This window comes from Aquirufa sp. ROCK-SH2, from assembly GCF_054558315.1.
Genome location: NZ_JBPXKB010000004.1, coordinates 174540 through 195946 on the forward strand (window position 1 = coordinate 174540; position 21407 = coordinate 195946).

The 21407-nt window shown below is 36.8% G+C and carries 15 protein-coding genes; 12 read left to right on the plus strand and 3 right to left on the minus strand.

The genetic code is table 11. From position 1 onward, the window contains the following. Position 1: 1 nt before the first annotated feature. From V7S79_RS10530 to V7S79_RS10575, 10 genes are all read left to right on the plus strand, one after another. Positions 2 to 2956: a SusC/RagA family TonB-linked outer membrane protein gene (locus tag V7S79_RS10530; RefSeq protein ID WP_459490587.1), complete on the plus strand. Its 2955-nt coding sequence runs from the start codon at positions 2 to 4 to the stop codon at positions 2954 to 2956. A 13-nt stretch (positions 2957 to 2969) separates the two neighbouring features. Continuing rightward, a complete protein-coding gene (locus V7S79_RS10535) occupies positions 2970 to 4646 on the plus strand; it encodes a RagB/SusD family nutrient uptake outer membrane protein (RefSeq protein WP_459490552.1) in 1677 nt (558 codons plus the stop codon). Between the two features lie 101 nt (positions 4647 to 4747). Further along, a complete protein-coding gene (locus tag V7S79_RS10540) occupies positions 4748 to 5578 on the plus strand; it encodes a metallophosphoesterase family protein (protein WP_459490553.1) in 831 nt (276 codons plus the stop codon). 4 nt (positions 5579 to 5582) lie between these two features. After that, positions 5583 to 7244 (plus strand): amidase, encoded by a 1662-nt coding sequence (locus V7S79_RS10545; RefSeq protein WP_459490554.1) that lies wholly within the window; start codon positions 5583 to 5585, stop codon positions 7242 to 7244. 3 nt (positions 7245 to 7247) lie between these two features. Continuing rightward, a complete protein-coding gene (locus V7S79_RS10550) occupies positions 7248 to 8117 on the plus strand; it encodes a PIG-L deacetylase family protein (RefSeq protein ID WP_459490555.1) in 870 nt (289 codons plus the stop codon). Between the two features lie 16 nt (positions 8118 to 8133). Further along, complete coding sequence (eat, locus tag V7S79_RS10555; protein WP_459490556.1) at positions 8134 to 9441, plus strand: ethanolamine permease; 1308 nt, start codon at positions 8134 to 8136, stop codon at positions 9439 to 9441. 6 nt (positions 9442 to 9447) lie between these two features. Continuing rightward, positions 9448 to 10803 (plus strand): glutamine synthetase family protein, encoded by a 1356-nt coding sequence (locus V7S79_RS10560; RefSeq protein ID WP_459490557.1) that lies wholly within the window; start codon positions 9448 to 9450, stop codon positions 10801 to 10803. A gap of 1 nt (position 10804) precedes the next feature. Continuing rightward, positions 10805 to 11953, plus strand: a complete 1149-nt coding sequence (locus V7S79_RS10565) for an iron-containing alcohol dehydrogenase (RefSeq protein ID WP_459490558.1) — start codon at positions 10805 to 10807, stop codon at positions 11951 to 11953. Positions 11954 to 11955: 2 nt separating this feature from the next. Continuing rightward, positions 11956 to 12654 (plus strand): gamma-glutamyl-gamma-aminobutyrate hydrolase family protein, encoded by a 699-nt coding sequence (locus V7S79_RS10570; protein WP_459490559.1) that lies wholly within the window; start codon positions 11956 to 11958, stop codon positions 12652 to 12654. Continuing rightward, positions 12651 to 14018, plus strand: coding sequence for an aldehyde dehydrogenase family protein (locus tag V7S79_RS10575; protein WP_459490560.1), 1368 nt, complete (start codon positions 12651 to 12653; stop codon positions 14016 to 14018). Before V7S79_RS10570 ends, V7S79_RS10575 begins: the two co-directional genes overlap by 4 nt. Positions 14019 to 14086: 68 nt before the next feature. Here the strand turns inward: V7S79_RS10575 and V7S79_RS10580 are convergent, their stop codons facing one another. Next, positions 14087 to 17146, minus strand: a complete 3060-nt coding sequence (locus V7S79_RS10580; protein ID WP_459490561.1) for a hypothetical protein — start codon at positions 17144 to 17146, stop codon at positions 14087 to 14089. 92 nt (positions 17147 to 17238) lie between these two features. On the opposite strand from V7S79_RS10580, the gene V7S79_RS10585 reads away from it, so the two are divergent. Beyond that, complete coding sequence (locus V7S79_RS10585; RefSeq protein ID WP_459490562.1) at positions 17239 to 18297, plus strand: PorP/SprF family type IX secretion system membrane protein; 1059 nt, start codon at positions 17239 to 17241, stop codon at positions 18295 to 18297. 158 nt (positions 18298 to 18455) lie between these two features. Here the strand turns inward: V7S79_RS10585 and V7S79_RS10590 are convergent, their stop codons facing one another. Further along, the gene (locus V7S79_RS10590) at positions 18456 to 18752 is read right to left on the minus strand and encodes a hypothetical protein (protein ID WP_459490563.1); all 297 of its coding nucleotides are present in this window, start codon (positions 18750 to 18752) and stop codon (positions 18456 to 18458) included. A 108-nt stretch (positions 18753 to 18860) separates the two neighbouring features. Here V7S79_RS10590 and V7S79_RS10595 point away from each other — a divergent pair, with 108 nt between their 5' ends. Further along, a complete protein-coding gene (locus V7S79_RS10595; RefSeq protein WP_459490564.1) occupies positions 18861 to 19919 on the plus strand; it encodes a helix-turn-helix transcriptional regulator in 1059 nt (352 codons plus the stop codon). 930 nt (positions 19920 to 20849) lie between these two features. Here V7S79_RS10595 and V7S79_RS10600 read toward each other — a convergent pair. Next, positions 20850 to 21362 (minus strand): Rieske 2Fe-2S domain-containing protein, encoded by a 513-nt coding sequence (locus tag V7S79_RS10600; RefSeq protein WP_459490565.1) that lies wholly within the window; start codon positions 21360 to 21362, stop codon positions 20850 to 20852. Between the last annotated feature and the right edge of the window lie 45 nt (positions 21363 to 21407).

Genomic DNA, 21407 nt, shown 5'->3' on the forward strand with positions numbered 1-21407 from the left:
GATGTTATTATTCGTGATTTTAGGAATTTTTGCACAAAATTCCTTTGCACAAAATGCATCAGTTTCTATTTCAGGTAGATTGTACGATTCTAAGACGAACGAGCCTTTAATAGGAGGTAGTGTAGTCATCAAAGGCTCAACAAAAGGAGCAAGTACGGATGCCAATGGTAAGTATTCAATCTCAGTGCCTAACAATAAAGCTGTTTTGGTATTTCGTTATGTTGGATATAATTCAACTGAAATTGAAGTAGGAAATAAGACCGCTATCGATGTGGCTTTGGTTTCTACAGCTTCTGACCTTGCGCAAGTAGTTGTGATGGGTTATGGAACTCAGAAACAAAGAGATGTGACGGGTTCTGTGAAATCAGTAAAAAGCGAAGCATTCAACAAAGGAATCATCAACTCGCCAGAGCAATTATTGCAAGGTAAAGTAGCGGGTGTGAATGTGACATCTTCTACTGGTGAGCCAGGCGGTAATCAAGGAATTACGATTCGTGGTCCCGGAGGTTTACGAACAGGAAGTACGCCATTGTTTGTTATTGACGGTTTAGCCTTAGATAATTCAAGTACAGGTGGTGGAAATCCAATGAACTTCTTGAATCCACAAGATATTGAGACGATAGACGTATTAAAAGATGCATCAGCAACGGCTATTTATGGAGCAAGAGGAGCAAATGGTGTGGTTTTGATTACAACGAAGAAAGGTAAGGCTGGAGTTTCTACAATGGACTTCTCAACCAGTTATGGTTTTTCTACCATTGCTAATCCTCTTCCAGTATTATCTGCAGCAGAATTCCGTAAGCAAGTACCTGCGAACGGAGGAACTTTGGAAGATTTCGGTGCAAGCACTGATTGGCAAAGTCAAATTACTCGTTCGGCTTTGACAAAAAATCATAATTTGAATTTGAGTGGTGGAGCGAATAAATTAACTTATTTCGCTGCTTTTGGCGCTCAAATGCAACAAGGTATTTTGAAAAATAATCAATTGGATCGTTTAACAGGTCGTATGAATTTGAATCAAAAATTCTGGGATGACCGTTTGGTTATTGATGCTAATTTGAACTACTCGAATACGGTCAATGAAAGACCAGCCATTGAAGGTTTATTGGGAACGGCTTTGTCTAATAACCCAACTTTACCAGCTTATGAGGCAGATGGTAAAACTCCAGCCAAATTTTTAAATGCGAGTAATCCATTATTGACTTTGCAATTATTTAAAGATGTGAACACAACTAATCGCTTCATCGCGAACATTTCTCCATCTTTGAAATTAGCAAAAGGTTTGGTGTATCGTTTGAATTATGGTTATGACAATTCGACATCTGTAAGAGATGTTCAATCTTTGGCTAGTTTAGTTCCAAAGCAAGATGGTCGTTTGGATACCTATAATACAAGCAATAAGAATGAATTGATTGAGAATTATTTGACGTATGACAATACAATTGGAGATCATGCATTTACTGCTTTGATTGGTCATTCTTATCAAAAGATTCAATATCAGTGGAGAACTTGGAGCATCAATAAATTTCCAATTGTTCCTACTGAGCCGATTTACAATCCAGGTATTGGACAAGAGTTAACGTTAGCGACAAACAAACCAGGTGGTTCTGCGTTTATCAACGAGTTGCAATCATTTTATGGTCGTTTGAATTATAATTACAAAGAGAAATATTTGGTAACAGGTACAGTTCGTGCGGATGGTTCTTCTAAGTTTGGTGCCAATAACAAATATGGTATTTTCCCTTCATTCTCTTTAGGATGGAGAATTTCTGAAGAAGATTTCTTGAAAAATTCTACAGCTATCAGCAATTTAAAATTACGTGGAGGTTGGGGTAAAACAGGAAATCAAGAGATTCCACCAAAAATCACTCAACCTTTGTTCACCGCTTCTGTGAGTGGATCTACTTCTTATCCTTTGGATATTTCTTCTACGTACCCTGCTGGTATCACGTATTCACGTTTGGCTAATCCAGATATTCAATGGGAAGTATCTGTTCAATCGAATATCGGTTTAGATTTCGGATTGTTCAACGGTGCCTTGAATGGATCGGTTGATTATTTCAGAAAAGTTTCCAATAATATTTTGTTAGAAGTTATTCCTGCAGATCCAGTTCAGCCAGCTACATCGGTTTGGACGAACGTAAATAACATGGAAATTATCAATAGCGGTTTGGAATTTGATTTGGATTATAAGTTCCAAACTCAATCAGGCATGAAATTCAATGTAGGCGGTAACTTAGCTTTGATCAAAAATGAAGTAACGGGTTCTCCTTACACGGTAATTCCTTCGGGTTCAGCTTCTGGTTCTGGTTTGACTTCTGCGACAATCAATGGTTACATCAACGGTCAGCCGATTGGTACATTCTTCTTGAAAGAATTTACAGGATTTGATGCTAATGGTGTAAGTACTTATGCTGATACGGATAAAGATGGTATTGTAACGGATAAAGATAGAATTGCAGCGGGAACGGCATTGCCAACTACCCAATACAACTTCTTCTTAAATGCTGCTTATAAAGGTTTTGATGTATCCTTGCAATTCAACGGTGTTTCAGGAAATAAAATTTATGATAACACAGCCAACTCAACTTTTTACAAGTTGAAAATCGCAAAGAATACGAACGTGATTCCTTCAGCATTTGCAGACGCAAAAGAATCCATTAACAATGCTGCGCCAGTATCGACGCGTTATTTGAAAGATGGTTCATTCTTACGTTTGAATAACTTGTCTTTGGGTTATCAATTTAATACCGAAAAGTTAGGTATCAGTAAGTTCATTTCTAAAGCTCGCTTATCAGTAACGGGTCAAAACCTTTGGGTAATGACAAATTACGATGGCTTTGATCCGGAAGTGAACAAAGACAACTCTATCAATGGAGTATTATCTTATGGAATTGACTATTTAAGTTATCCAAAAGCAAAATCTTTCATTATTGGTTTGAATCTAACATTCTAATTTTTTTATAAAAATGAAAAACTTTAAAAAAATAGCAACTTTAACTTTAGCTGTCTTTGCGCTTGCAGGATGTACTAATTTAGAAGAAACTATCCTCGACGAATATAATGCAGCAGGTCTTACAGATAAGCAAGCTGCAGATGGTATGATTGCTCCTGTTTATGCAGTTTTACCTACCATTTTTCAACATACAACCTTGTTTGCTTTACAAGAAATATCCACGGATGAAGCAATCTTACCTTATCGTGGTGGAACGGATTGGGGTGATAATGGAATTTACCTTTCATTGCATAAGCATGAAACAACAAGTACAGACCCGAACGTAAGAAATACGTGGAATGCCATTGTTGCAGGTATTTCTCGCAGTGTTACAGCAATCAATTCATTGAAATTGAACAAAGATGCTTCTTCTAAATTGTATTTAGCGGAGGCTCGTGGAATGCGTGCTTATTACAATATGTTGATGTTGGATTTGTTTGGCATTTCTTTGTCAAAAGAAGATTTGGGAGATGTTTCAGCGATTCTTCGTGGTGATCAAGCCATTGAGTATATCAAAAAAGAATTGTTAGATGTAGAGCCAATTTTAGAAACTACTTCAGGACCTGGTCGTTTAACAAAGGCTGGAGCTTGGGGTTTGTTAGCTAAGTTACATCTAAATGCGAGTGTTTGGAGAGATATTTATGCAGCTAAGCATACGTTCAAATCTGAAGATATGGATAAGGTGATTGAGTATACGGATAAAATTATCAATTCAGGAAACTATGCATTATCATCGGATTATTGGGATGTTTTCTCTAGCAACAATCATGGAAACAAAGAATTAGTTTTTGCTGTTGATCAACGATTTGATTTGAATGGCCATAACCGTATGTCTTATTTCTCTTTGGCGAATGATCAACGTCCATTGCCAGCTTATCCAGCAGCCAATGGTACGGATGGACCTGCGATTACTTCAGATTTCTACCAATCATGGGTTTCTGCTTATGGTTCTGTAGATCCTGCTATTGCTGACCCTCGTTTTTACAAACAAAATGTAAATCCAGATATCGAATGTGTAGATCCTGCAACGTATAGAATTGACCGTGGAATTTTGAGAGGACAACAATATGGTCTTGTTTATTCAGGTGGTGCATTTGTTAAGTGTGCAGACGGTAAAAATAAGGTAGGTAAAATCTATAATACGAGAGGTAAGGCTCCTTTCCCTCCAGTAATTCATACAGAGAAAGTTGATTTCTCAATCGCTGGTAGTGATTACAGTACTGGATACCGTGTGGAGAAATACGAGTTTAGCCAAAAGTCACAATCAGGTCGTAACTACGGTGAGGCTGATTTAGTAATTGTTCGTTTAGCAGATGTTTATTTGATGCGTGCGGAGGCTAAATTGAGAAAATCAAATGATGTAGCAGGTGCACTTGCAGATGTGAATAAAGTGCGTTTATCACGTACTTCAAATTCTCCAGCTAGTTCTTTATCGACCATCAATTTAGATTTATTGCTACGTGAGCGTGGATTTGAATTCTATTGGGAATTACAACGCAGAACGGATTTGATTCGTTTTGATAAATATGAAGATGCTTGGACTGAAAAGTCGAATACTGACAAGAACAAGCGTATATTTCCTATCCCACAAACTGCGATTGATGGAGCGTCTAACTTAACAGGTTATATGAAACAAAATCCTGGTTATTAATTTTGGATGAATTAAAATTTAAAAGTGGTCTCAGAAATGCGACCACTTTTTTTGTTTATTAAGCTTAATTTTTTAATTTCTACATATTTTTATATTTATTCATGAAAAAATATTCAACTTCAAGAAGAGCCTTTCTTCAACAAATTTCTTTTGCATCTTTGGTTTTGATGAGCGGTGAAGTGAAAGCTTTATCGGCAACTGATTTTATTAATCTCAAGAAAAAAGTAAAACTACGTTTTGTAGTGGCTTCGGATTCGCATTATGGTCAAGATAAAACGCCATTTGAAGAATATATGCAACGATCAATACAGCAGATTAATCAATTTCATCAAAACAGTAAATTGGATTTTTGTGTAGTTAATGGAGATATCATTCACAATGATAAAAAATGGCTCCCGATAGCAAAAAAAGAATTGGATGCTTTTCAGATGCCTTATTATGTGACTCGAGGAAATCATGATATGGTTACACCGGAATTTTGGCAAGAAGTCTTCAACAGTACTTTGAATCAAGTCGTAGAAACCAAACATGCTACGCTTATTTTAGGGGATACTTCCAATGAAAAAGGGGAATATCTTTCTCCAGACTTAGTTTGGTTGAAGACAGTATTGGATCAACATGTAGATTCAAAGCCAATTTTGTTATTCTTGCATATTCCTCAAAAAGATTGGACAAAAAATGCCATTCAGAATCAACCCTTTTTTGATTTAATCAGTAAATATCCTAAAATCAAAGCCGTTTTTCATGGCCACGAACATGACCAAGATGGGGTTAAAATGTTTGAAAAAATACCATTTTTATTTGATGCACACATTGGAGGTAATTGGGGAACGAATTACAGAGGATTTCGTGTGGGGGAATTATTGAATGATGGGACATTTTTGACCTATATGATGAATCCAACCGAGAAGTTAAACGAAATGACTTTTTAGTGATATGGTAATTTTGAAAAAAATCCTTTTTAGTGTTATTCTTTGGATATTCGTCCAGCCACTTTTTGCGCAAGAAAAAAAAATATCTAAGAGCGATATTCAATCGGCAAGTAAGATTTTTGATCTTTCATTGAGTCCCGCTGAAATGGACACATTACTTTCTGATGTGCAAGATAATTTATCGGTTATTCAACAGCAGCATCAGCAAAAATTAGCGAATTCCGTTCCCTTAAGTCTTTGGCAAAATCCTAAAATTGCAGCTTTAAAGGTTAGTAAAATTCAAAATAAAATCAGTTGGCAAAAAGTAGATCAAGTCGAATTACCCAAAAATAAAAGTGAATTGGCTTTTTATTCGTTGCATCAATTGGCATGGTTGATAAAAAATAAGAAAATATCTTCTCTGGAATTAACCCAATTTTATATCAATCGAATTAAAAAATTTCAAGATACCTTACAATGTGTCATCAGTTTGACAGAAGATATAGCTTATCAGCAAGCAAAAAAAGCGGATGAAGATTTGAAAAAAGGGGTTTATCATGGAATTCTACATGGTATACCTTATGGACTCAAAGATTTATTTGCAGTCAAAAATACCAAAACGACCTGGGGTGCTGCACCCTATAAAGATCAGGTCATTGATGAAGATGCTTTTGTTTACCAAAAATTGCAACAAGCAGGTGCTGTCTTGGTTGCTAAATTTACTTTAGGGGCGCTGGCTATGGGTGATTATTGGTTTGGAGGTAGAACCAAAAATCCATGGAATTTAAAAGCAGGCTCTTCTGGTTCTTCGGCTGGATCTGCTTCAGCAACGGTAGCCGGATTAGTTCCTTTCGCCATCGGTACTGAAACTTATGGGAGCATTGTTTCTCCCTCCACGGTTTGTGGTGCAACAGGTCTACGACCAACCTTTGGTCGAATTGCTCGAACAGGTGCCATGGCATTAAGTTATAGTTTGGATAAAATTGGTCCAATTTGTCGTTCTGCAGAAGATGCAGCAGTGGTTTTTGAATACATACGAGGAACGGATAGTAAAGATCTGAGTTCTGTGAATATGCCTTTTAATTTTGTTTCAAAGTCGAATGTTAAAAATTTGAAAGTCGCATTTGCTAAAAATTATTTTGACAAAATTAAAGATACCACTGCCTCCGAATGGGAGGTTTTACGAGTTTTGAAGAAAGCTGGAATAGAACTTATTCCAGTGGATTTCCCTGATGAAGCTTATCCTTACCCTATGATGGATTTAATCATTGGAGCTGAATGTGCAGCTCAATTTGATGAATTGACCCGTTTTAATATAGATGATGAGTTAACTCGACAAGGAAAAAATGATTGGCCGAATCAATTTAGAACTGCCCGATTCATTCCAGCTGTGGAGTACATCAATGCACAAAGGCATCGATATCTTTTGATGCAAAAAGTAGATACATTTTTTCAACAATATGACATAGTTATAGCGCCAAGTAGGTCCAATCAGCTGCCCATTACCAATTTAACTGGACATCCAGTGGTTTGTGTTCCATCTGGATTTAGTCAAGGATCAAATACACCGACCAGCATCAGTTTTCTAGGCAATTTATACGATGAGGCTACTATTTTAGCTTTCGCGAATTATTATCAAAGATTAACCTCTTGGGATGAAAAACATCCGACTTTATTTTTACAATAAACTATGAAAAAAATATTGATACTTTCGATTTTCTTAATGACTTTTTGTGTTGCGGCACAAGATAGACCTTTGCAAATCATCATGATTGGTGCTCATCCTGATGATTGCGATATCAAAGCAGGCGGAACTGCGGCATTATTTGTTGCCATGGGACATCATGTGAAGTTTTTATCTGTTACCAACGGAGATGCTGGGCATCAAACGCAAGGTGGAGGAATGTTGGCCAAGCGGCGCATTGCCGAAACAAAAGAGGTTGCTAAGCGGCTAGGAGTATCTTATGATGTGTTGGATAATCATGATGGTGAATTGTTGCCAACATTGCCCATCCGAATGGAAATAATTCGGAAAATCAGGGAGTGGAAGGCTGATGTGGTTATTGCACCAAGAACCAATGATTATCATCCTGATCATCGATATACTGGGGTTTTGGTTCAAGACGCTGCCTTCATGGTCGGTGTGCCCAATGTTGCCCCTGATGTGGAACCTTTGAGAAAAAATCCCATATTTCTTTATTTTCAAGATAATTTCAAAAAGCCTAATCCTTTTCAAGCTGATATAGCTGTGGATATTACCCAAGTAATAGATAAAAAATTAGCTGGATTAGATGCGCATCAATCGCAATTTTATGAGTGGTTGCCTTGGATTGGGAACTATGAAGAGGAGGTTCCGAGTGACCCTGCTAAACACAAAGAATATTTGCTGAGTAAAAGAGTTCAGAGACCTAATCCTGAAGTGCGAAAAGCCTTAGAGAAATGGTATGGAAAAGAAAAGGCTGACCAAATTAAATATGCGGAGGCCTTTGAAATTTGTGAATATGGGTCTCCTGCATCAATAGAAGATATCAAGCGAGTATTTCCAATGTTGGGTAAATAGTTTAAAAAAGCCAAGGATGTCAGAACATTTAAAAAAGGTATTAAGTCCTTTCATGTTGTGGGGGCTGGGAGTGGGTTATGTAATTTCAGGCATGTATTTTGGTTGGAATTTAGGCTTGAAAGAGGGAGGTACCTTGGGTTTGGCCATCGCAACAGGAATTATCATTGTGTTGTATACCTGTTTTAGTTTATCCTATGCTGAATTAGCATGTTCGATACCAAGAGCCGGTGGCGTATTTGATTACACCAAAAAAGCCTTTGGAAATCAATGGGGTTTTGTGGCAGGAATTGCTCAAATTATCGAGTTTGTTTTTGCTCCACCAGCCATTGCATTTGGAATCGGAGCCTATTTTAATCTTTTTTTGCCAGAACTTCCCATTCTGGGTATCGCCATCATCGCTTATGTATTATTTACTGCTTTGAATATTTACGGTGTAAAAGCAGCGGCTACTTTTGAATTGGTCATCACGATAATCGCTGTCATTGAAATTTTGATTTTCGCGGGAGTTACTTTACCCCATTTTCAATTGGCCAATTTGTCAAAAAATGCCTTTCCAAACGGCTGGATGGGTGTGTTTGCGGCCCTCCCTTTTGCTATTTGGTTTTTCTTAGGTATAGAAGGTTTGGCTAATGTGGCAGAAGAAGCTCAAAATCCCCAAAAAGACATTCAAAAAGGATTCAGTTCTGCATTAATCACTTTGGTTTTTCTTTGCGTGATTGTTTTTATTGCAGCGATTGGCGTAGGAGGTTGGGAAGCGATTGTTTTTAAAAATGGCTTATCAGGAGAAACCTCTGATTCACCTTTGCCTTTAGCGATGGGTCAAATTGTGGGGGCGAATAGTCTTTTGTTTCATTTGTTGTTAACGGTAGGACTCTTTGGATTAATCGCTTCTTTTCATGGTCTTATTTTAGCTTCTGGCCGTTCCACCTTTGAATTTGGTAAGGTTGGTTTTGCTCCTGCATTTTTGGGTCAAATCCATTCAAAATTTAAAACTCCAGCCAATGCATTAATTGTCAACATGGGTTTTGGAATCATTGCTTTGTTTACCAATAAAACGGCTGAAATAATCACCATTTCTGTCATGGGAGCCTTGACTTTATATATTTTAGCGATGCTTTCGATGATACGCTTGAGAAAGATGGATCCTCAGTTGGATCGCCCATTCAAAGCTCCTGGGTATCCAATTACGCCCATCATTGCCTTGGTTTTGGCTTCGGTGTCTTTGGGATTTATTGCCTTCAATAATGCTAGTTTGTTTTTTATTTACTTAGGGATTCATATAATTTGTTTTCTTCTTTTTAAATTGTTCTTCCAAAAATCATAAACCGATATGACTGAAAATGAAATACTTGATTTTGTCGCTTGTCATCCTGATAAAAGGGTAAAATTGGCACTAACAGATATCGATGGAGTACTTCGTGGAAAATACATTAGCACGGAAAAATTCTTTTCTTCTATTCAATCCAATTTGGGTTTTTGTAATGTGGTTTTTGGCTGGGATATGGCCGATGTAGCGTATGAAAATTCTACTTACACAGGTTGGCATTCTGGATATCCAGATGCTCCCGTTCGTATCGATTTATCTACTTTTCGGACCATTCCTTGGGAAAATAATGTGCCTTTTTTTCTGTGTGAGTTAATTGATTCAAAAGAAAATACAGCTCAAGTTTGTCCCCGAAATCTTTTGAAAACCATTATTTCAGAGGCTGAAAATGCTGGTTTTCAAGCGTTTTTTAGTCAAGAATTTGAGTGGTTTAATTTTGAAGAAACACCACAATCCGTTAACGATAAAAATTTTCATGGGTTGAAGTCTTTGAGTCCGGGAATGTTTGGTTATTCTATTTTGAGGAGTACGCTGAGAAATGATTTTTTTCAAGCCTTATTTGGTCAATTGAGTGATTTTAAAATTCCCATTGAAGGATTACACACAGAAACGGGACCGGGAGTTTATGAAGCGGCAATTGCCTATTCAAGTATTTTGGAAGCTGCCGATAGAGCAGTATTGTTTAAATCTTCAGTGAAAGAAATTGCTTATAAACATGGCATTATGGCTACTTTTATGGCCAAATGGGATGAGAATTTACCGGGTTGTAGCGGGCATGTTCATCAAAGTCTTTGGGATAAGTCAGTTGAAAATAATTTATTTTATGATGCCAAAGATCCGCAAGGAATGAGTGAAACATTTAAACATTATATGGCAGGTCAGTTGTATTGTTTGCCACATATTTTACCGATGATTGCCCCTACAGTTAATTCATTTAAACGTTTGGTGGAAGGTGCTTGGGCACCGACAACGTTAACTTGGGCTGTTGATAATCGGACTGTTGCATTAAGAGCATTGCCTGGTAGTAAAAAAGCAAGCCGCTTAGAAACTCGAGTAGTTGGGTCAGATGTGAATCCTTATTTGGCGATGGCTGCTTGTTTAGCTAGTGGATTATATGGTATCAAGCATCAATTGACATTACAAGACGCAAGTGTAGGAAACGGCTATGAGGATCTTTCTCACGGTAAATTGCCAGGTAATTTACAAAGTGCTACGCAAGCCATGAAAGAGTCGGAAGTTGCCAAAGAATTATTTGGAGCCACTTTTGTAGAACATTTTGTAGCAAGTAGAGAATGGGAATGGAAACAATATAGCCGAGTAGTAAGTGATTGGGAAAAGAAAAGATATTTTGAAATTATATAAGATGGATTTTAATCAAATTAGACAATTTAATTTCCCTACAATCATTCGATTTGGGGCGGGGGCTGTGAAGGAACTAGGGCCTTATTTAAAACAAAATGGATTATCAAAACCTTTGATCGTAACTGATCCTGTCATTGCAGAATTGGGTTTTTTCCAAAGTATCAAAAATGATTTATTAGGGAATCAATTGTCCGTCGAGGTGTTTTCTGCTATTCATAAAAATCCAGTAAAGTCGGATGTGTATGCAGGTACTCAAATTTGGGATCAAACTGATCGTGATTGTATCATTGGAATTGGTGGAGGCGCAGCCTTAGATGTAGCTAGAGCGATTGTTTTGCAGGTGAATCATCGGGAAGATTTATTCAAATACGATGATTTAATAGGTGGAGATGTCTATGTTACCAATGATGTTCCGCATTTTATCACCATTCCTACCACTTCTGGAACGGGAAGCGAAGTAGGTCGTTCTGCGATTATTGCAGATGATGAGACGCACCAAAAAAAGATTTTATTTTCGCCTAAATTATTGGCTAAAATAGTTTTTGCAGATCCTTTGTTAACCATGGATTTGCCAGCTTTTGTCACCGCGGCCACGGGAATGGATGCTTTGACGCATAACATGGAAGCTTATTTGGCTAAAAATTTTCATCCCATGTGCGATGGAATTGCCTTGGAAGGAATACGTTTGGTATCGGAATCTTTGGTAGATGCGGTTAAATCACCCTCTATTGAATCTCGTTCCAAAATGCTTTTAGCTTCCATGATGGGTGCTATTGCCTTTCAAAAAGGCTTAGGAGTGGTTCATTCAATGGCTCATCCACTTAGTTCCTTGTTGGATACGCACCATGGCTTGGCGAATGCAGTGAATATACCTTATGGGATGAAATTTAATATAGCAGGCTTCGAAGATCGATTTGCCCGAATGGCGCAGAGTTTATCTCTCAAAGAACATTCTGGCGATGCCGTTGTGAAGTATTTGTTTGACTTAAATAGCCAAGTAGGTATTCCTCACCGTTTGAGGGACATTTACGTAAAAGAAGAACATTTGGATACCTTAGCTCAACTCGCTTTGGAGGATTTTGCGCATCCCAATAATCCCAAACCTGTTTCTTTGAACGATTTTAAAGCCTTATATAGAGAAGCATTTTAACGATGATTGTTGTAGGAATCACAACTTCTGATACCAATTTTCAAAACTACCCAACTTGGATAAAAGGTGAGGGGGTTGAGGTAATTGATTTATCATATCAAGAAGAAAATTTAGTGGATATTTTAAAATGCGATGCAGTTGTATTGACGGGTGGGGTAGATATGCATCCAAGATTTTACCAAAATGCACGAGAAGATTATCCATTTTCTACAGAGTTTAACGAGAAAAGAGATGATTTTGAAATCCATGTGTTTCAAATTTGTCGTGAAATGAAAATACCTATTTTGGCCATTTGTAGGGGCTTTCAGTTGGTAAATGTAGCTTTGGGTGGTGATTTAATTCAAGATTTACAAGAAATTGAAAAGGAAAATCACCGTAAAATGGCAGGAGTAGATGGTGAACATGGCATAAAAGTGGAATCTGATAGTTTGTTATTTGACATTGCAAAAACAAGCGAAGGCTTGGTTAATTCAGCGCATCATCAAGGAATCGGAAAGTTGGCATCAGATTTAAGAATAAGCGCTTGGTCAAATGATGGAGTCGCGGAGGCGATTGAATACAATAATTGGACTACTCATCCATTTTTTTTAGGCGTGCAGTGGCACCCGGAACGGTTAAAAATAGAAACGTCTAAGCAAGCATTTTCTGAAAATATTCGTCAAAAATTTTTGGAAGCAGCTCAAAAAAATAAAAAATCATGAAAATTATTAATCCAGCTACGGAAGAAATTATACAAGAAATCACGGTCGATTCTGAGCGTGATTTATTGTATAAATTGGAAGTTTTACAAAAAGCGCAACCAAATTGGGCTAACACAACGATTGAGAGTCGAGTTCAAATTATCCATCGGTTTATTGATTTATTGAAGGAAAATATCGAATCATTGGCTTTGATTTTGACCTCGGAAATGGGGAAACCTTTGCAACAAAGTAGAAATGAAATCAATGGTGCAAGTGGAAAAGCAGCTTGGTTAGCAGATAATGCAGTTAAATACCTTTCGGAAGAAATTATGTCTATTTCCGATCAAATGCAGGAAAAGATAAGTTACGAACCTTTGGGGGTGATCTGTAATATTTCAGCATGGAATTATCCTTATAATGTGGGTGTGAATGTATTTGTGCCAGCATTGTTGGCAGGAAATGCAGTGATGTATAAACCCTCTGAATATGCGACACTCACAGGTTTGGAGATAGAAAAATATTTGAAAAAAGCTGGCCTGCCAGATGGGGTATTTCAAGTTGCTGTAGGCCAAGGAGAAGTAGGTAAATTTTTGTTGGAATTACCTTTTGATGGATATTTTTTCACAGGTTCTCATAAAACGGGGAATTATATTTATGAAAAAGTGGCGGAAAAAATGGTTCCTTGCCAATTGGAATTAGGCGGGAAAGATCCGGTGTATGTCTGCGATGATGTGGCTGATGTAGCATCTGCAGCTATAGGCATTGCAGATGGTGCTTTTTATAATAATGGGCAAAGTTGCTGTTCGGTAGAGCGTATTTATGTACATGAAAAGATTTATGATGCATTTTTAGCAGCTTTCATTCAAGAAGTAAAATCCTGGAAAATAGGTTCTCCCTTGGAAGAAGGCGTATACATTTCTGTGCTGAGTCGTTCTGCTCAAATTGATTTTTTACAATCTCAAGTGGCAGATGCCGTTCAGAAAGGAGCTAAGATTGAAACAGGCGGAGAAGCTTTGGAAGGTATTGGATATTATTTTCAACCTACTGTCTTGACCCATGTTAACCATGATATGAGTGTGATGAAAGAGGAAAGTTTTGGGCCAATCATTGGAATTATGAAAGTGGCCAATGATGCTGAAGCCATTCGATTAATGAACGATAGTAATTATGGTTTAACGGCTGGTGTATATTCTTCTTCAGAAAAAAGGGCTACAGAAATTTTGAAACAAATTAATTCTGGTACAGCCTATTGGAATTGTTGTGATCGTGTAAGCGCAGCCTTACCTTGGAGTGGTCGAGGGCATTCTGGATTTGGTTCTACTTTATCACACATGGGCCTTCGCGCATTTACGAAGCCGAAAGCTTATCATTTGAGAATGAGGTAAAAGGTAAGAGGTAAAAGGTGGCTTATTTTTCTCTTTTCTCTCTTCTCTTTTCTCTTTTCTCTCTTCAATCAATAAACAACCACAACAGCCCCTCTTTCAGCAAGAAGGCCTAAATGAGGGAAGTCGATGGATTCATATTCAATCATCCACGCATAAGTGTCTTGAGGTACTTTTTGGCCATTGTAGGTGCCGTCCCAACCATATTTTTCTTGTTTTATGTCACCTATTTTTAAATCATTCGGGTCGATGTCTTTTTGGAAAATTAATTCTCCCCAGCGATTAAAAATTTTCACAGATTTAACGATGGTCCTATTTTTGTCATAGTTTCTCGCGCTCTCACCTGGATTTAAAATGGCCCCGGGAATTGCCGTGTGTAATACATTTCTTGCTGGTTCAGAAGATCCTCCCACCCAATTCCATGTGGGTAAAAATAGATCATTATTATTATCGCCATTAGGTGTAAATACATTGGGTGCGATGATTTTAGGTTTACATTTATCGTCAATGGTATAAGTTTGATTCAACTCGCATCCATACGCATCTTTTACTTGTAAGTCATATTTTCCGATTCGATTAATTTGAATCTTATTTTGATCAAAAGGGGGAGTACCTAGGATAAATCCGCTTGGAGAACCTATATTTTTCTTCCAATCATAAGTTAGCGCATTGGCCAAAGGTAAAACGGAAAGTGTCAATTTGGGATCTGGTTCATCCAAACAGAGATAGGTATTGAACTTTGGAATCAAATCGTCTTTAGTTACAAAAGTTATTTTCGTTTCTCGTTTATCTGTACAACCTGATTCGGTATCAAGAATGTCCAATTGAAATACTTTTCCTTCACCAGAAAAAAATGGAATATTTACTTTACCCAATTTGGATATTTCATTGCCTGCTTGGGTCCACCTAAATTCTAAAACACTGATTTCTTTGGGAACAATTAAATCTTCACTAGGCAAGGGCGCAGGACTTAAAGGTAAATCTCTAGGGATGGGAGCAATTACATAGTTGGGGAAATTGCAATTACTGCCCGTTGGTCCATAGGCAATATTGTCATTGAATATTTTATCAATTTGCTTTTTTAAGACAAATGGTTTCAATAAACTGATGTAAAATACCTGTGCATCCAACACATAATCCGTTACACAACCATTACTTATTGTAGCTACAACGACATAATAACCACTTTTTAAGGGGTCGGGGAAATTGAAATCGACGGAATTTTCTCCAGGTGTTGATTTTTGGAAAATTGGATTGGTAGTTCCTGAAGTTAACAAAAGTGGATTAGGTACCTTTACCCCATTATTATTAAGGAAAGGACTTAAAGGTTCTTTTAATGCTCCAACCTGATATATCTCCCATTTGACATTGGTATTTTTATTTTTCTCACATAAATCTTTGTCCAATTTGAAAGTAAATTTCAAACCTTTACATTCCACTGAAATGGATGGAGGGCTACTTGGGTCATTTTCACTGATGGAAGTTGGAATTCCTAAACCAATAGGCCCAGTTGTTGAGGTAAAACCATTAGGATCAAATTTGGCATCTATCAAAGATTGATTTCCGGTTATTCGCTGATTCGGTTTGCTGATGGTGGCATATGTATTTCCTGCTTTAGCAATGTATAATTTGGCTTTGTTTACAGGATCTAATTCAATAGCACCCAATTGCTCTGAAAATGTGCCAACCACCCACATAGAGGCATTGATATTCGTGTTGTCTATTTTATATTGCAATAATTGATTGCTGCCACTGCTTCCATTAACGGTTACGTACAACAAATTATTGTTCGGTGCGAAACCTACACCATATACATCTGCAGGAGTGGTGATGGTGGCAATTTTATTGGCAGGGTTTTTTGTGTAATCGTAAATTTCGACTTTGTCGGGAGGTAAAGCTAAAGCTAATTTGGAATTATCGCTAGAGAACTTAACAGTTCCTCTGTTGCTGGCTGGTGAATTCGCTGGGTTTATAGGGATCAATTGGGGTTCTGAGATTCCTTTGCTTGTTATGGAGAATGTTCGGATATTTTTTCCATCTGCGTCATAGGTGACCAACAAATAGCCATCGGAGGTTTTGGTTGCAATGATTTTGTCAGATGTTGGGATAGGGCTTAAAAGTTGATTTTTTTTGCTTAAATCTCCCTTTCCTCCATTGTATGAAACATCCACTACGCTATAAAAAAGTTGATGAGCGCTATTGGTGGTTATCACATAATATTCCGAATTACAGGCCTTACAAGAATTTTTGGGAATAATGGCTACCCCTTGGTCAATGGATTTATCACCGTTTAAATTACTTCCGATTTGTCGGTTTTGATTGTCAAAAATTTGTTCTCCATTGGAAGAAATTCCACCGAATTGATAATTGGCCCCTTTGTTTTGAATGGGATAATAGGCGACTCCAGCAGGAACAGAATAAGGTCCATTTTCCGTATAGGGGACACGTCCATCATTGGGAAATATGACTCTTACATTATTTCCAACAGTCCATTGTGGGCAATTGACGCAGCTTGAAGGATTGGAACTACCTGGTGGCACCGTGGAAGGATCTGGTTTGTTGGGGTAGCTGCCACAGATTTTTACATCCATTTTTGCCTCATAATAACAACCTGAACCATCCGAACTGAATGATTTTACGGAGTAACAACCTTCTTTTGTCACATTGATGCTATTCGTTTTTTCACCATTGGGAAACCAAAGTAAATCCGTTTGGGGGCTAGATGGGCTTAAAACAACACCACCACCTGAACAAAACTCGACGGTTGTATCTTTTTGAGTAGTTCCTTTGTCGGTAGCGATGTAAAAAGCAGGAACTTTGCCAATGATTGCCACTGTATTTACTGTACTAATTGTTCCAGCTTGGTCAATTATTACTTGTATGGGGTAAGAACCAGGTGATGCAAAAGAAAATTTGACTGTCGGGTCAGTTGAGAAAGGAGTACTGACAGATCCGTTAACCCATCTGAATTTTGTTCCAGCAGGGTAGGTATTTGCATTGTCTAACTCAAAAATGGTATTGGTTTGTTCAGAACATGAATTGATACAATTATTTCTATAATGGATACTTTGTCCATTCGCTCGAATTGCAAAGAAAATGCATAAAATACATGATACAACAATCCGTTTCACCTAGGTAGATTTTAGATTAATGATTACAAAATAACACAAAATATTGGTTTTTGTAAACTTAGCGCGTAAATTGCTTGGCTTTGCCTTCAAATATGAAACGAGTAATCACATTTTGGTTGGTTTTACTTATTTCTCAAATTCAATTTTCTGTATTTGGGCAGGATCCTCAATTATCGCAATTTTACGCAGCTCCCTTATTGATTTCTCCTGCCTTTGCAGGTATTAATGGAACTTCCAAAGTGAATTTTAACCACAGAAACCAGTGGCCCAATTTAAGCGCCAATTATCAGTTTTCTGCCATTTCTGCGGATTTTAGCTTAAATAAATACAATACTGGAATTGGTTTAGTTATCAGTAATGATGTGCAATTTTCTAATTTAAAAACCACCCATGTAGCCTTGCAATACGCCTATCATTTAAATTTGGCAGAAGATCAATCCTTGTCTTTTGGACTGCAAGGTTCATATGTCACACGTGGTTTAAGCAATTCTAATCTTGTCTTTGGTGACCAATTAAATACTTATCTAAGTGCGGGAGCGATTGGAAGCACCCTAGATCCTGTCAATACTACACTTTTACCGAATAAATCTTATTTGGATTTAACAGCTGGACTTTTGTTCAATAGAGGAAATACCTGGGTGGGATTATCTGTGGCACATTTGAACACTCCTAATAAGTCCTTAGTACACGGAACGGAAGATTTATTGGCAATGAATTTCAGTGTACAAGTGGGCACGAAAATTATGTTAGAGGATTCTTATTATGAAGTGAATTCCAATGGAAGCCGAAACAATGAAAAAAGTTTTAGTCCAGTTTTACATTTTAAAAAGCAAGGCGTATTTGATCAATTGGATTTAGGAGCCTATTTAACACTCTCGCCAATGGTGTTAGGTGCTTGGTATAGAGGTGTACCCATTCAAAAATCAGCTGATGGAACCTCTGGTACTCGGGAGTCCGTTGTGGCCTTAGTAGGCTATCGAAAAGATAATTTCTCTGTGGGTTATTCGTATGACCTAACTATATCTAAATTAGGAATGCCTTCTGGGGGTTCACATGAAATATCCTTGGCTTATTTATTCGATTTAAATAATGCCACCATTCGAAATACTTACCAAAAATTCAAAAGAAATCTTTCTTGTCCGAAGTTTTAGGAATGCGAAAGATGTAAGATGTATGATGTAAGATGTATGATGTATGATGTAGGACGTAATATGTAAAATGTAAAATTTCACTTTTGGCTTCGAGAGCCTCAGCCATCGGTCTCGACACATACTTCAGACTTCAGACTTCATACATCTTACATCATACATCATACATCCTCTCTGCTTAACTGATACGCACACCCAAGCGTAATAAAACCAAAGTGAATAAATCCTAAAAAACCGTAAAAACTATCTGCGTTTTCGATGCCGATTAGTTTGTATGGGGTTAGCAAAATAAATAAACTTGTTAGGCTAAGGATATGAATTAAAAAATATTTCCATGCGGTGGTTTCTTCAAAGCTTTCTCCCATTTTCAACAATTGACTAATTCCTTCTGCAGCATACAAATAAAGTGCGACTACTAAATTCGAGTTAATCCAAGATTTTAAATTTTTCTGTGTCATGTTCCTATTGTGTTTGATTCTTATTTCCTTTTTGAATACCCAAAACTAGATTTGTATATCGCCAAATTGTGGCGATTAATAATTTTTCTTAACTTGAAGAAAAAAAATATGAATGCATTTGAACGTGTACGGGAATTGAATGATTTATTTCTTAGATCTACGTTTAAGGTTAATTATGACTCATTTTGTGCCTATTTGGCTAATAATTATGATATTGTTGATTACAGTGAGCGTAGTTTTAGCCGTGATTTGAGGGATTTGAAATATCGATTAAAAGAGCGTTATCCGACTTTGGAAGAAAGTCACGGTGAGTTGTTGCGTTATCGTAGGGCTGGAAATTATTATGAATATATTCGAAAAGATATCAGTGCATTTCCTACTTTTTCGGAAAAAGAATTGAGTCAAATTGCATCTATCATCGATTTTAACAAACATTTGTTTACCGATGGGCAAGGCGCGGGGATTGTTAATAAATTACGTGCGATTAGCTTGGAAAATAATTTATCCAAGTTTCATCAAGTTCTTCCATGGTCTGCTATTCAATTGATAAAAGATGGGGATAGGCAAGGTTCTGAAAAATTGAATCAATTGATTGAATGCATTTATTCTTCACAAATTATCGAAATGACTCACCGGGGATTGTCCATTGATTCCAAATTGAAAAAAATATTGGGTTTACCTTTATTGATCAAAGAATACAACAACGGCTGGTACACCGGCTGGTATTTACTGTTTTTTCCTGTGGAGTCGCTAAATTCCCTAATTCGTGTGGATTTAAATCGTTGTTTATTGTTTGCTCTTGATCGAATTGAAGAAATTAGAATAATTCCTAATGCTGCCAAGATTCGAATTCCTGAAAATTTTAATCCAGCTGACTATTTTAAAAATATCATTGGAATATATCGGAATATATTTCATCAAGAAATCAATCCCGTTGAACGTATAGTATTTAGGGTTAGTTCCGAAAGTTGGATTGTATCCTATCTTCAAAAATATCCTTTGCATGAATCACAAAAATTGCTTGAAAAAAAGAATGGTCATTTAGTTTTTGAACTGAATCTAGAGATAAATCAAGAATTGATCACTTATTTATTTCGATATTCCAAAGAAATGAAGGTAGAGGAGCCTGCACATTTAGTCAAATCAATTCGATCTATGTTGGATTGATTAGCTATTAATACGAATTAAGGGTTAAAAAATGAAGTTCTGGATCTTTTCCAATAATTGTGGCCAAATTAAATTTAATCATCTTTTTCCGGCCAAAAATGCAATTTTCTGGCTAATTCATTTTCCATGGTATTTCTTTTTTTGAAAAAAAAGAAACAAAAAAACTTATTTGTCGCAAGTTAATCCAAGACGAATCAGCCAATGGGCTGACCGATTTTCACTTCGCTCTCGGCTATTTTCTTTGACCCTGACGCACATCGCCCTTGCGCATTGTCAAAGCTTCGCCTACCGCTCCGTTCAAATCTTTCGTTGGGATTAACCAAAAGTTCATTGATGAGTTTGAAATAAGAAGAAATAGCGTTGGCTGTGCCTTTCGAAGCATGGTTGCTGAGCCTTTTGAAGCATGGTTGTTGAGCCTGTCGAAGCACCGAAGCCAAAAGCGGTAATTAGAGAAATGAAAATCAGATATTTTGACTCTTAATTCGCATTATTTACCTGTATCAAGGGTTTGAATTTTGGATCATTCGTTAATTTTGAATGATACAAGCTAAATTCCAAAGTTATCTGATTTAAAATATAAGTTTTCTGTTAGTGATTTTGATTTTCTTTTTTTAAGGGGTAATGCGTCCCCTTACCCCCTGCAATTTACGAGGTATTTAGTTCAGTTAATTGATAAATTGATTGGATCTAAAAAGATTCTTTACACTGGTTTCCAATTCTTTTAATCAAAGCTTTTTCGATGTTTTTTAAAACTGAGATTTCATCAATAATTAAATGGTTAAGGATCATGTTCAATAGTTGTGGGGCTGGGAAATAATTTAAGACTTTTATGATATTATTAGTCTCAATTTTCATTCTATCAAATCCTTTTTTTAAACATTAAGGCATTAAGCTTAATTCCTTAATGTTTAAAAAAACCCTACCTCAATCTTAGCTTTTTTCAATTTTCAGGATGTTTTTAATAATTTTTGTTGGATACCTATATAAGCCTCCAGATAGGCTACCTGAATTGCAAGAAACAACATTGGTTTCTGTGATGTTAAACGAATTGTTGTGGTTATTGCATTTGAATCTGCTGTTTTCAAAAGTCCAAGACCCCTTTGCACCTTGGTGAGGGCAACAGTTATCATAAGCTTTGATGGTAGTGGAATCTACGCGAATTAGTAAAATACCTAAATCTAGTAAATTGGAAAAATCTAATAACTTATTTAAATTAGTATAATTTTTATTGGAAAGATCGATATAAATCAACTTGTTTTCTGAAAAATAGCCATCAGCATTCATCAAGCCTGATACTCTTGTAAATTCTTTTTCTTCGTCTGTTGGGATAGGAGTAGGATTGGCAGGATTATTGTTGTCTTTAGAGCAACTTGAACTTAAAATAGCCAACTCAGTAGCCACTAAAAATGGGCAAGCTGTTTGAATGAAATTTCGACGATCCATAATATGTTATAACACGAATTAACGCTAAATATAAAGATTATAAAT